This window comes from Pseudomonas sp. S9 (assembly GCF_000222125.1).
GTDB classification, from domain to species: domain Bacteria; phylum Pseudomonadota; class Gammaproteobacteria; order Pseudomonadales; family Pseudomonadaceae; genus Aquipseudomonas; species Aquipseudomonas segetis.
Genome location: NZ_AFFX01000005.1, coordinates 251,935 through 264,666, shown reverse-complemented (window position 1 = coordinate 264,666; position 12,732 = coordinate 251,935). Strand labels below are relative to the sequence as shown.

At 51.2% G+C, this 12,732-nt stretch carries 9 protein-coding genes and 1 pseudogene; 7 read left to right on the top strand and 3 right to left on the bottom strand.

Going from position 1 to position 12,732, the window contains the following annotated elements; genetic code table 11:
* Window positions 1-189: 189 nt before the first annotated feature.
* Window positions 190-2,325 carry a Z1 domain-containing protein gene (locus tag PSES9_RS0112640; protein WP_010487443.1) on the top strand — a complete coding sequence of 712 codons (2,136 nt, stop codon included), beginning with the start codon at window positions 190-192 and terminating at the stop codon, window positions 2,323-2,325.
* A gap of 211 nt (window positions 2,326-2,536) precedes the next feature.
* Window positions 2,537-3,886, top strand: coding sequence for a DNA cytosine methyltransferase (locus PSES9_RS0112635; RefSeq protein WP_010487441.1), 1,350 nt, complete (start codon window positions 2,537-2,539; stop codon window positions 3,884-3,886).
* A gap of 700 nt (window positions 3,887-4,586) precedes the next feature.
* On the opposite strand, the pseudogene PSES9_RS24580 reads toward PSES9_RS0112635, so the two are convergent.
* A pseudogene (locus PSES9_RS24580) lies at window positions 4,587-5,748 on the bottom strand (IS3 family transposase).
* 206 nt (window positions 5,749-5,954) lie between these two features.
* Window positions 5,955-6,044 (bottom strand): hypothetical protein, encoded by a 90-nt coding sequence (locus PSES9_RS25710; protein ID WP_238530392.1) that lies wholly within the window; start codon window positions 6,042-6,044, stop codon window positions 5,955-5,957.
* Between the two features lie 478 nt (window positions 6,045-6,522).
* On the opposite strand from PSES9_RS25710, the gene PSES9_RS0112615 reads away from it, so the two are divergent.
* From PSES9_RS0112615 to PSES9_RS0112600, 4 genes are all read left to right on the top strand, one after another.
* Window positions 6,523-7,131 carry a TetR/AcrR family transcriptional regulator gene (locus PSES9_RS0112615; protein WP_010487437.1) on the top strand — a complete coding sequence of 203 codons (609 nt, stop codon included), beginning with the start codon at window positions 6,523-6,525 and terminating at the stop codon, window positions 7,129-7,131.
* Between the two features lie 140 nt (window positions 7,132-7,271).
* Window positions 7,272-8,579: an amino acid permease gene (locus tag PSES9_RS0112610; protein ID WP_010487434.1), complete on the top strand. Its 1,308-nt coding sequence runs from the start codon at window positions 7,272-7,274 to the stop codon at window positions 8,577-8,579.
* Between the two features lie 2 nt (window positions 8,580-8,581).
* Complete coding sequence (locus tag PSES9_RS0112605; protein ID WP_010487433.1) at window positions 8,582-9,862, top strand: aspartate aminotransferase family protein; 1,281 nt, start codon at window positions 8,582-8,584, stop codon at window positions 9,860-9,862.
* A gap of 7 nt (window positions 9,863-9,869) precedes the next feature.
* The gene (locus PSES9_RS0112600; RefSeq protein ID WP_010487432.1) at window positions 9,870-10,901 is read left to right on the top strand and encodes a phosphotransferase enzyme family protein; all 1,032 of its coding nucleotides are present in this window, start codon (window positions 9,870-9,872) and stop codon (window positions 10,899-10,901) included.
* 93 nt (window positions 10,902-10,994) lie between these two features.
* Here the strand turns inward: PSES9_RS0112600 and PSES9_RS0112595 are convergent, their stop codons facing one another.
* The gene (locus PSES9_RS0112595) at window positions 10,995-11,663 is read right to left on the bottom strand and encodes a hypothetical protein (RefSeq protein WP_010487431.1); all 669 of its coding nucleotides are present in this window, start codon (window positions 11,661-11,663) and stop codon (window positions 10,995-10,997) included.
* Window positions 11,664-11,946: 283 nt separating this feature from the next.
* On the opposite strand from PSES9_RS0112595, the gene PSES9_RS0112590 reads away from it, so the two are divergent.
* Window positions 11,947-12,630, top strand: a complete 684-nt coding sequence (locus PSES9_RS0112590) for a CatB-related O-acetyltransferase (RefSeq protein ID WP_010487430.1) — start codon at window positions 11,947-11,949, stop codon at window positions 12,628-12,630.
* The last annotated feature ends 102 nt before the right edge of the window (window positions 12,631-12,732 follow it).

Genomic DNA, 12,732 nt, shown 5'->3' with positions numbered 1-12,732 from the left:
CCTCAAATTATTGCCAGAGCTAAATTCGCTACAAAAAACGGAAGAACATTTTAAATCCAATACAACCCCAACATTAAGAAGCAACATATCACACAGAGCTCCAATAGCTAAAAAAACCATCACAAAGCTTTCAGCCCTATGGTAGCATATTGAAATCAGCAAGTATCAGCCCAAAATAAGGAGTATGCCATGCAAGGATTTTACGCAAGACTTCGCGTCACAAGCAATCACGATATAGAACTTCAAGACTGTGTTGAAAGCGTTGTAAACCGCCTCGAAGCATCAACAACATCAGAAAGTCAACCCGGCATGCTATTAGGAAAAATCCAATCGGGCAAAACTAGAGGTTTTTTAGGCATCATCGCAAAATCTTTTGACCGAGACTATGACATTGCACTTGTACTCACAAAAGGTACAAGAACACTTGCGCAGCAAACGGTAAGCAGAATAAGCCACGACTTCAAAGAATTTATTAAAGACGATTTGATAGCTGTGTACGACATAATGGAAATGCCATCTCCACTTACAAGATCGGAGATGAAAAGAAAAATAATTATAGTCGCAAAAAAAGAGGTACATAATCTTAATCGCGTGATTAGCTTTTTCAACAATCCCACCTACAATGGATTACTAAATAAAAAAGTGCTACTTGTTGATGATGAAGCAGATATGGCTAAAGTTCGCTTTTTCCCGAAACGCGGAAGCAAAGACGACTACTCACAAGGTTCCATTGCTCAAATAATGGATAATCTTAGGCAACTCGTACCAAAAATATCTTTTTTACAAGTTACAGCAACACCCTATGCTTTGTATCTTCAACCTGAAGAGTACGTAGCCTCTCCATCAAATCCGTTTGCGTTTTTTTCGCCAAAAAAACCAAGTTTTACGGAAATCCTACCCATACATGGCGGGTATGTAGGTGGAGACGATTACTTCGGTGATCATCCAGGTGATGACCCGCGCAACTACCTATATGTTCCTGTATTAGAGCAAGAGCATAACGCACTTCGTTCCGATGACGGAAGAGCAATACGTAGCGACAGAATCTGGACCTCCCAAAATATAAATATACTGAGAGAGTCCATTATGAATTTCCTGGTAGCGGTAGTTATCGGGCGCTGGCAACAAGCGGAGCAAGAGTTACGTCCAGGAAAGTATGCGATGATCATTCACAATGATACGCAAAAAGCGGCTCACCGCTGGCAGTTCGAAACTGTAGAAAAAATAAGACTCGCATTCGAAACTGGTGCAAAAAATAACGAAGCCCAATTTGACGCGCTATTTAATCGATCATTCGACAATATCAGTAAATCCGTTATTGCCCATGCCGGCAGGTTACCAAGCAGAGACGCAACAAACACAGCAGTAAAAGAACTTGTCCTCGACGGAGATTTGATCGCACAAAAAGTCAATTCCGACGTACAGGTCGCTTCTTTGCTAGACCCAGAAACGGCAGAGCTAAAACTCAGAACTCCTGCGAATATTTTTATAGGCGGAAGCTTATTAGACCGAGGAATTACTATTCCATCTCTTATATCTTTCTATTATGGCAGGAACCCGAAGAGAATGCAGGCAGACACAGTTCTTCAGCATTCAAGAATGTACGGCAACCGAGATCGCCAGGACCTAGCCGTCACTCGATTTTATACCTCCCAGGCAGTATATGACCGACTGAAACAAATTGACTCTCTGGAGCGAGCGTTACGCGATGAATTTGTTGAAAAAGGGCCAGAGGCAAGCGTTGTATTTATTCAAAGCGATAGTCGATTTGGTATTACACCATGCGCTCCGAACAAGGTAGCGATGAGTGACATTACAACTGTTCGATCATCTCAATTCTACGCACCAATACACTTTGATACTATTTCAAATAAAAAAACCACAGCAGCCCTTCATGATATCGACCAAAAACTGAGTCAATATAAAAGTGAAGGACAGCTCAATAGCATTCCACTTAAAAGCGCTATCGAGCTTGTTTTACTTGCGCAAAACGCGATCACTCTAGCTGGAAAGAGTTTTGACTGGGAAGCAATGACATCACTATTGAGCTACTACTCAAGGAACGCGGACAATTCAGAAGTTAAGTTACTGGTAGCAAGAAATCGAGAAATTGATAGAGAAAAAACTTTCGACAAAACAGGAAGATCCATCATTGGTGGTCAGAGCATAAGAGATAAGGTGCTTGGACAACGTAAAGAACCCGTACTTGCTCTGATTAGGCAAAATGGTGTGGATCTGAACTGGGGTGGGAATATGGCGTTTTGGTGGCCCGTTTTAGTTTCTCCTGCGGAAACGGCACCTTGTGTATTTTCTTCTAAAAAATAGGGTTTCCTCCTCTGACGGCGAAAGTGAGTGGTTACGTTCGCCAAATTAGATAAACCTGTAGTTTTTGCTTGCTAGCCGCGCTAAACGGTGTCTGGTGCGACAAGCGAGCAGGAACCGAAAGGTACAGAATTCGTAAGGTATCGACATTCAGTTTCGCCTAACCGCTAAGAATGCGATACTGAGCGATTTGAAAGGTGAAGGGCGAGGCAGCATGAGTAAAAAAAAGTATTCCATCGCAGAGTTTTTTAGCGGTTGCGGTGGGACGTCTCGCGGCTTCACGAAATCTGGACGCTTTAATGTCGTCTTCGGGAACGATGTAAAAAGTGAAGCTCTGCGAACTTTCGAATTCAATCATCGGCTGGATGATACGCCCCCTCTAACTATAAACAAAGATATCCGCCTTCTAGACATCGATGACATTCATAATTCTCTGAAAGACCGAGGGATTGCAGCGGGTGAATTAGACTGCATGATCGGTGGCCCGCCATGCCAAGGTTTTTCTCAACTAAGGCGTAGTGAGCAATTAAACAAAGGGAAAATAGTAAAATTCAGTGGCTATAGCCAACTAGCCCACGACCCAAGAAACGATTTGGTTTTACGTTATCTGGAGGTAGCAGAAGCTCTAAAACCAAAGTTTCTCGTTATTGAAAACGTGCCTCAAATGCTAAATCATGGATTTGATGGCCGACTTGGTAAACTTTCAGAAACAGTTATAAATATACTTGAGCGCGACCTAGGATACAATGTAGAAGTTGCAATTTTAAACTGCGCTGATTATGGTGTCCCTCAGCTACGCGAGCGTGCAGTGTTCATTGCAAGTTCTATAGGCCCTGCCTCACTACCCACAAAAACTCACACGTCCCCTCAAAACGAAATATTAATAGCTCAGGGGCTTAAACCTTGGGTTACTGTTGAACAAGCAATAGCCGACCTGCCCCCTCCCTCAACAAATGGCATAGACAGTTTAGGCGGTAAGTCTATAAACATCTATCGCGGCAGGAAAAACGATTACACTCAGCTAATGCGATCTCAGTCTACATTCCCACACAATCATATAACACGCCATTATAAACAATCAGTGTTAGACACTATAAAAGAAATGCAACCGGGCCAAACCTGGGACGCAGAAAGCGAAAGAATGCAGAAGAAATATCAGGAAATTATAAAAAATCACTCTTTGTCTCTAAATATAACGAGCGAAGAAGCCATGCAACAACTTATAGAAATGAAAATAATTAATCCTGTTTTTTTTAAACGTTACTATTGGAGTGCATATTCAAGATTAGCATGGAACGCACCCGCTTTAACGATTACAGCAAATGCTAATTTTCTAGGATCTGGCCGTTTCTCGCACCCATCAGAACAGCGAGGAATTACAATGCGCGAGGCTGCGAGGTTACAATCTTTTGACGATGATTTTCGATTCGTTACATCGATGGATGAAATACCAAACGGTACCAGAATCGGTGTGGGGATGGACATGATTGGTGAAGCAGTGCCTCCTCTCCTGTCCAAAGCAATTGCATTACACTTGGCAGATCAGTTAGATGCACAAAACTAAGCAGATTTAACAATACATACTTTAAAAGTGGTGGATACGCTCAACGAACGATCCACCACCTCAATGCGTCCTGCAAGCTAGAAACATTCAAGTGTAAAAATCATAGACACTTAGTTGTAAAATAGTTCCAACCTTAACTTTACCAAATCACCAAACAGGAGAGATTCTAGTTTTCAGCTTTTAATACGGCCAATTTAAACCGTTGCAACATCAATTCAAAACATACCAACGCCAATATAGCCATATCGATGAAAAAGGCAGTAACATGCCATTGCTTCGGCAGTAATGCCTACCCCATCAAACCAAATAATCTTCAAAACCAATCAAAGACCTAATACATATAGCAACCCGAGACCATGTTAACGAAAGCCTGCAACACCCATTGAGAGCAGTAACCAAGAAGATATCAGATCGCCTCCAGAGGTCGGTACCAAATTTATATCGTTCGCATCACATCAAATAGCATCCCCCTCAAGTTTTCATTTCTCTCCGACGGACAACTTAAATACTTATAATTAAAAGCCATAACTTCTCTCAAACTCATTTAGAACCTTTAACTTACCATACACATAGAAAAGCCAGGCTCATATTCTGCCGATTGACCTTATAATAAACACACTACCTGATTGATCCGCAGAGCCTTAGACGCTAACAACACTTGCCCCACATGCATACCCGACCTCAAGTCTTTATGTAGTGGTCAACTAATCCCAGACACGACGTTAAGTTTCTGCTCAGCCTGAGCGGGCGCTAGCCCGCCATTGAATAAATGAGGCCGTATCCAGTTGTAGCGATGCATCAAGTAATAGCTGATGTCCCGTTGCGCCTGCTGAACCGACATACAACCCACTGAAGGTATCCACTCGGTTTCAAGCTTCGAAATACACGCTCCATCGGCGAGTTATCGTAGCAATTGCCCCGGCGACTCATGCTCTGGCTGATGCGGTACCGCCACAGGCGCTGTCTGAAGTGGCGACTTCCATATTGCGACCCCTGATCCGAATGAAACAGCAGCCCTTGAGGCTTCCCGCGTTGCTCATAGGCCATATCCAGCGCCCTGGTGACCAAGTCAGCATCCGGGTTTCCTGACAACGCCCAACCCACTATCCGGCGAGCATAGAGATCCATAACCACGGCCAAGTAGTGCCATTTCCCTTGCGCCCAGATGTAGGTGATGTCACCGCACCAAACTTTGTTTGGCTCGGGAACGTTGAACTCACGATTCAGCGTATTTGGAATGTCAGGTCGCTCAATCGTTGCTTTTTTGTAGGCATGCGAGCCCGGCTGCTTGCTGATCAACCCCAACTCCCGCATCAAGCCACGCACCTTGAAGCGCCCGATTTGCTCACCATCTTCCTGCATCATCGACACGGTACTGCGGCTGCCAGCAGCGCTTCGACTCTGGGTGAACAGTTCGTTGACTCGACTGCGTAATCGAATTCTCTCAACACCCGGAGAACGTCGCCTGAGGCGATGGGCGTAGTAAGTCGAGCGGGTGATTTCGAACACCTCGCACAAACAATCAACAGGTTCATGGGCGCTTAGCTGATGGATCAGCGCGAACGCTCGAGATCTTCCGACATCAAGAGCGCGGTAGCCTTTTTTAATATCGATTTCTCTCGCTCGAGCCGAGCAATCCGAGCTTCCAGCTCTTGGATTTTTTGCTGCTCTGGAGTCAGCGCCTTACTTTTAGGCGTCACGCCTGTTCGCTCTTGCTGGAGCTGATCGACCCAACGACGCAGAGCTGTCTCACCAATACCCAGTGAGCGACTGGCCTCGATGAAGCTGTAGTTTTGCTTGAGCACGAGATCAGCAGCCTCGCGTTTGAATTCAGGGGAAAAGGTACGGCGTTGCTTGGTCATATGACACCTCGTTCTGACGAGTATTCTCGCCTAAATGGGTGTCCGGTTTCATTAGACCACTACATTAGGTGCCTCTTGACGAAAAGTTCAAGGTTTCCATATCAGAGAAGTTGGTAATCCTCACAGATCCATCAGGGAAGCGTGCCACTACCTCTAGCAGCCCAACCATCGCCTCGATGTGGCTTCGAAGCATAGAAATGTGCCTATCAGTACGCCTCTACATCCCAGCGACCATCGCCAGTTTTGTCTCCACCGATCAGCAAGATCGCAGAACGCCTAGGATCAAAGGCGTACAGTGTGCGAAATGATTGGCCATCATGTTGGGTACGAAACCCCTCATATGGCTACGAGGTGAACCATTTATCCCACCACTGTGAGGAAACCCCAGCCAAGGGCCCCGCGTCTCCTGCAACTGCACAGAAACAGCTAGAGATTCCTGTCCATCCTCTGACAGATATCCCAGCAAGCAGACAAACTCATCTGTGTATTTCTTCAATGGAATACGCAAATCACTTACTGGATACAAATAAAGGGCCTGGGTTGACTGCATCCCGCAGGGGCAGGATGTTGCCGCCGTTATGGATGAAGTGGCTGGCGAAGGTATGCCTCAGAAAGTGTGCAGTCTGGCTCCGAATGTTTGAAAATGCCCAGAAGCAGACCAGAGCGGTCATGCATTCGTTGACTTACACCACCACACTGCAGCTGCGTTCGGGTAACCTTGAGCGCTATTCATTTCACAGCGGTCCGACTCTCTGAGTTGACTCTGGAGGGTTCATGTCGAGAATTGTAAAAAAAGCCAATACTCAAGCCCGCGGTCGACTACGACGGCAACAATTAATCGCAGCTACCCGTCGCTTGCTTGCCAGCTTTGAACTTGACCAGATCACCCTGGCGGATGTGGCTGCAGAAGCGGGTGCCTCCAAAGGCTCTGCCTACCATAGCTATGCGAACATCGCAGAACTGTATATGGATGTAGTCGGCGTAATTGGCCAGGAGCTGTTCGCGGCAGTTGCAGCCCCCATTGAAGAAGACCTGGATGATTGGCGTGACATCTTTGTGCTCTGCCTGCGCCGGGGCACGGCACTTCTTGTCAGCGACCCGGCTGCGCGCCAGCTGATCCATGGCCCCAAGTCCCCACCCGCAATCAAACGCAGCGACCGAGCCAACGATTTACAAGCGGCTCAAGTCATACTCGGGCATTTGCACAAGCTGGCCCATATCGAAACCTCAAGCCTGACTGCAGAGACACTCTACTTTGCAATCGAAATTGCAGATGTCCTGTATTGCCTTTCGGTCCAGCAGCATGGGGAAATCATCGAGCAAATGGCCCCCGAAGGCGAGCGAGCCGCCATCGCCTACCTAGAGCTTTACCTCCCTTCATAACACCCCCCAACACTGAGCGATAACCGCACAGGTTTAGCTCAGGCAGGATTGACTCGCCCATAACCGGACTACAGACTGGTTTTGAGTCTGTTATCTCACTAATAACAATCTGGTCATCGCGACTGATAAGGGGAAAGACTGTGCTGAATAAAAGTGCTTTGGGCTGGCCAAAAATTGCGGGACTGGGAGTTGCACTGGTTATTGCCGGTCAGTTCTCCGGGTGGAACTTCGGGCTGGCCGCAGGTGGATGGATCAACATGCTGGCGGCAACATTGTTGATGGCCGCCCTCTGTAGCGGGTTGGCATTGTGCGTAGCGGAACTGTCAACCGCGTTGCCAAATGCGGGCGGTGTATTCTCCTATGCACAAAGTGCATTTGGTCCATTCGTTGGCTACTTGATCGGCATCGCCACCGCCCTGGCCCTGATCATAGGTACAGGCGCTGCAGCCACCTTCGTTTCAGCCTATACAGAGTCGGTGCTGGGCGTCGGGGGATGGCCAGTCAAGCTATGCCTGTTCTCCATCATCATCGCCATACACATTCGCGGCGTGGGGGAAGCCTTGGGCCTCACACTGCTGGCTGGAGCCATTGCGGTTGTGGCGTTGCTGGTCTTTGGCGCGGCAATGTTGCCATTTGTCCACTTCGACCAACTCTCCAACCAGATATCCGGCACAGAGTTGAGCCTGCACGGCATATTCGCCTGCATTCCCTTTGCGATCTGGCTGTTTATCACCGTCGAGCAAACAGGTTCTGCGGCCGAAGAAGCACAAAACCCCGGGCGTAACATGCCACGCGGAATACTCGCGGCAGTTGGTGTTCTGCTGCTGACGGCATTGACAGTACTGATCTGTGCCCCGGGCGCCGGTGGGGTTGATCTGGTCGGTTCGGCTAACGACCCACTGTATGCGGCAATGACCAGCCCCAATGCCTACGGCCAAGACAATTGGCTGGCAACAGTGGTTGGCCTTGGCGCCTTGTTCGGGTTGATCGCCACCTTTTTCTCCCTGACCTACGCTGGCTCAAGACAGCTGTTTGCCATGGCCCGGGACGGACATTTACCAGCATTGCTTGCCCAGACCAACGCGCGTGGCACCCCACGCAACGCCTTGATCCTCACGGCGGTTATCGGCCTGCCCATGACCACAGTCGCGCCTGAGACGATTCTGGTCGCGGTGGTCCTGCTGCTTAACCTTTGCTACCTGTTCCTGTTTGCCGCGTACCTGAAGATCCGGCGCAGCAATCCAGACTTGCCGCGCCCTTTCCGATTTATTGGCGGCAGTTGGGTAGCTTGCCTGGGCCTAGTGCTGACCCTGGTGGTTATTGCGGCCTGCTTTCAGCTGGAATGGACAATATTGCTGGCCATCGCTTTCACCCTCGCGCTGTTCACTGTCAGCTTCGCTGTTCAGAAGCTACGTCTGCAGCAGCCCTCGACCCTCGGAGATGCCTAATCATGCAAACCTCAACCCTGCTGCAACGCCGCTTTCAGGTGATGGGCAACCAGTCTCCGCTGTTTTATGAAACCCCATTGCACCTGGTTCGGGGTGAAGGGGTCTGGCTTTACGACGCCGATGGCCGCCGCTATTTAGACGTCTACAACAACGTGCCGTCAGTCGGACAATTCCAACCCCATTTCGTTGCAGCACTGAGCAAGCAAGCTGCAACCCTGAATATCCACACGCGCTACCTGGATGAAGGCATTGTCGAATATGCCGAACGCCTGTCCGCGACCTTTGCAGAACCACTGAATACCTTGATGTTCACCTGCACCGGTAGCGAAGCCAATGAACTGGCACTGCGTATTGCCCGCTTCACCACAGGGGGCAGCGGAGTGATCGTCAGTGACTATAACTACCATGGCAACACCGCCTCGCTGGCCGAGGTAACCACCGCATTGCCGTCCCCTGAGCCATTCGCCAGGCATGCCCGAGCCGTCCCCATCCCCAACCTCTACCACGCACCAGAAGGCATGAGTCCCGAGCAAATGGCCGAGCAGTACGCGGCCAGGGTGGCAGACGCAATTGCCTCGCTCAAAGCCGACGGCATACAGCCAGCAGCACTGCTGATTGACACCCTGTTCGCCAACGAAGGCCTGCCACGCTTGCCAGTTGGTTTTGTCGACAAGGCGGTCGCTCTGATTCGTGAGGCTGGCGGGGTATTTATTGCCGACGAAGTACAAGCCGGGTTTGCCCGTACCGGTGAACACCTGTGGGGACACCAGGCACACAATGCAGTGCCGGATATCGTCACCCTGGGCAAGCCAATGGGCAACGGCCACCCACTCGCCGGCCTGGTCTGCTCACGCGAAAGGGTCGAGGCATTCGGGCGCAACGCCATGTACTTCAACACCTTCGGCGGCTCTCCCGTATCAGCGGCTGTGGGCATGGCAGTGCTTGATGTCATCGAAAATGAAAACCTGCTGGCTAATGCCAGAACCGTTGGAGCTCACCTGCAGCAGCGCCTGGCGCAGCTCAAAGACAAACACGAGATTATTGGCGACGTGCGTGGCAAAGGGCTTTTCTATGCACTGGAACTGGTACGCGAGCGCACCCGTAAAGAACCTGCCGGCATCGAGGCCAGACGCATCGTTAACAGCATGCGTGATCGTGGCGTATTGATCAGCAAGATCGGGGCTGGAGACAACATCCTCAAACTGCGTCCACCCTTGGTGTTCACACAAGCCAACGCCGACCTGTTTGTCGACACTCTCGATGACGTATTGAACGGACTGTGAGGCGCCCATGAGCCATTTCTACGCCCTTGATAATGACCAGCAAGTATCCTGCCTACACGAACTGGCCAATACGGCCCTTCATCAATGGGAGGGCAGCTTCAGCGAACTCACCTTGGTGAAATATCGCGAAAACGCCGTCTTCTCCGCCCGCCGGGATGACGGTCAACGTGTCGCCTTGCGGGTACACCGGCACAACTACCACACAGAGGCCGCATTGCGTTCGGAACTGCAGTGGATGGAAGCCCTGGCAGCAGGGGGGCTGCAAGGACCCGAAGTGATTCCCACCCGAGACCGGCAACAACTGGTCAGCGTGTACAGCGAATCCATCGGCGAACCACGTCATATCGACATGCTGGCCTGGCTTGCCGGCAAGACGCTCGGCACCAGTGAACACGGGGTCAACGCCGATGACTCCACCCCGGATGTCTTCCATGCGGCAGGCGCACTGGCGGCCCGGATCCATACCCATGGGGAACGCTGGGAGCAACCCGATGAATTCGTCCGCCACGCTTGGGATGAGGAAGGCCTGATCGGTCACCAACCTTTCTGGGGCCGATTCTGGGAGCTGGATGCACTAACGACCGACCAACGCCAGTTGCTTCTGGCGGCTCGTCGCAGGGCTCGCATAGACCTGCGACGCTACGGCAGAAACCTGTCCAATTTCGGCATGATCCATGCTGATCTGGTCCCTGAAAACCTGCTGCTAGATAAAGCCAAGTTGCGATTGATTGACTTTGACGACGCAGGCTTTGGCTGGCATATGTTCGAGTTGGCGACCGCCCTGTTTTTTTGCCTGGATGACCCACGCTATGACCAGATGCAGGCGTCCCTGCTGGCGGGATATCAATCAGTCCGCGCACTCACCAGGCAGGACCTCGCCATGCTGACGCCGTTTCTCACGCTACGCGGCATGACCTACCTGGGTTGGGTGCATACCCGCGCAGGTTCGCCAACGGCGCTGGAACTGACGGACTTTCTGATTGAACGGACCTGCAAACTGGCAGGGCGCTACCTGGACAGCGCCCTGCCCGAAACATGATAGCAACTCGCACCAACACAGCTACACAGTAAGCGCAGCGCCCGGCCCACAAACCGGGCGTTGCTGTCTTTATCGATCCTGTTAATGCGCAGATTAAGGGATCTCGGCTGAACCTGCCTCAAGCTGCGCCAGCATATATTCAATTTGCGCATTGAACGGGTAGATCAGGGGTTTTCCGTTGCGGTGGGCGATTTGCAGGTATTTCCAGCGCATTGGTACTTGTTGGTAGGCCTTGGGGTTCTTGTTTGATAACGCGTCAATCTGTGCGCTGATGCGCTTGGCAAGCTGGTCAATGGTTTGCTGATCGCCGGTTTCTGCAAGCGGCGTGTCCTGGCGAATGCTGAGTACGGCGAAGCTGCGCAGGTTATCCGCAAGGCTTGGTGCCTGGCTGCTTGTATCGGCGGGCAGGAATGAGTCCAGCAACTTGAAGACGTTGAACGCCTGAGCCAGCGAGGTGCTCAAGTCCTGATTATTTTGCCAATACGCGGCTCGAACGTCATCGGCATAACCTTGATAGGTCGAGAGAATACCCTCCAGTGTGGCGGCGCCCTTCTCTGTCTTGATCTGCTCGCCGAGCTGATTCTGGGCTTCGTTCATCTGCGTCCAGAATCGCTCATCGCCACCGTTGCTGTAGAGCAACAGGTAACGCTCCACATCGAGTGCGGTTGAGCGGATATCGGCGCTGGTGTCTGCCTTTGCATAAGACAGCGGCAAAATCAGGGCGAGACTCAGTGCTCTAGCGGCAATGCGAAGATCGCGCATGCGGGCCTCATTGGTATGGAAAACCGCGCATATTGCAGGATCACAACCCAGGCCGGGAGCCGCCTTTTCTTACAGGGTCGTAGGACCAATCTGAAACCATCAACTCGAAGGCATTTGCATTATCCAGGCAAAGACTGGAACAGGGGCGCAGTGAATAAAGGTATCGACCGCCCACCACTTACAACGATGCAAGATTTACCGCACCAGGGAAGTGCCTGATAATCCAAAGCCACTAGGGGCACTGTTGGCTTCGAGTGTCCAGATAGGCGACGGGGAGAGAAAAATGGAGTGGGTGTCGTTGGTGCTGTCGGCAAGTGCGCTGATAGTGGTGTTGCTGTATATCGGCGTTGCGAGCCCAAACGCCAAGCGAAAACGACTCAAGCGCGTGCTTGAGCGTGTGCCCGAGTTCGAGCGGGGCCAGGCGCATTTCAAGCGCCGCTATCCACGCTACGAGTACGGCACTGGCAGCTACGGCATGCCTGAGGTCAAGGATTTCCGCGAAGGCACGACCCTCCGAATTGGTGCTTACTGCTCGATCGCCAACGGGGTTTTGATCGTGCTTGGAGGTGATCATCGCACCAACTGGATTTCCACCTACCCGTTCCCGGCCAAGTTGAAAGAGGCCAGTCACATCAAGGGTTACGGCGGATCACGAGGCGACGTGATCATCGGTAACGATGTCTGGCTGTGCACCAACAGCACGATCCTGTCGGGCGTCACGGTCGGGCACGGCGCTGTGGTGGCGGCTGAATCACTGGTCAACCGGGATGTTGCGCCCTACTCGATCGTGGCGGGTAATCCTGCGCGGGTAATCGGCTGGCGCTTTGATGAACCGACCCGCGAGGCACTGCTTGCGACCGGCTGGTGGGACTGGCCCAAAGAGGAAATCGCCAGCGTGGTCGAGCGCCTATGCTCCGAGGATATCGATGGCTTCCTGGATTACGCCCGCAATCGCGGCGCGGCATAACCAACCCCGGCCAATCCAATGGATGGCCCCGGGGAAGCACCGCCAAATGAAAAGGCGCCCAAAGGCGCCTTTGTCGTGATCGATCAGTGCCGATTTAGCAAG

What these genes read in the sequence shown, in the direction of transcription:
- PSES9_RS0112640 (WP_010487443.1), top strand. Translation starts at nt 190, where the DNA reads ATGCAAGGATTTTACGCAAGACTTCGCGTCACAAGCAATCACGATATA.
- PSES9_RS0112635 (WP_010487441.1), top strand. Translation starts at nt 2,537, where the DNA reads ATGAGTAAAAAAAAGTATTCCATCGCAGAGTTTTTTAGCGGTTGCGGT.
- PSES9_RS0112615 (WP_010487437.1), top strand. Translation starts at nt 6,523, where the DNA reads ATGTCGAGAATTGTAAAAAAAGCCAATACTCAAGCCCGCGGTCGACTA.
- PSES9_RS0112605 (WP_010487433.1), top strand. Translation starts at nt 8,582, where the DNA reads ATGCAAACCTCAACCCTGCTGCAACGCCGCTTTCAGGTGATGGGCAAC.
- PSES9_RS0112600 (WP_010487432.1), top strand. Translation starts at nt 9,870, where the DNA reads ATGAGCCATTTCTACGCCCTTGATAATGACCAGCAAGTATCCTGCCTA.
- PSES9_RS0112595 (WP_010487431.1), bottom strand. Translation starts at nt 11,663, where the DNA reads ATGCGCGATCTTCGCATTGCCGCTAGAGCACTGAGTCTCGCCCTGATT.
- PSES9_RS0112590 (WP_010487430.1), top strand. Translation starts at nt 11,947, where the DNA reads ATGGAGTGGGTGTCGTTGGTGCTGTCGGCAAGTGCGCTGATAGTGGTG.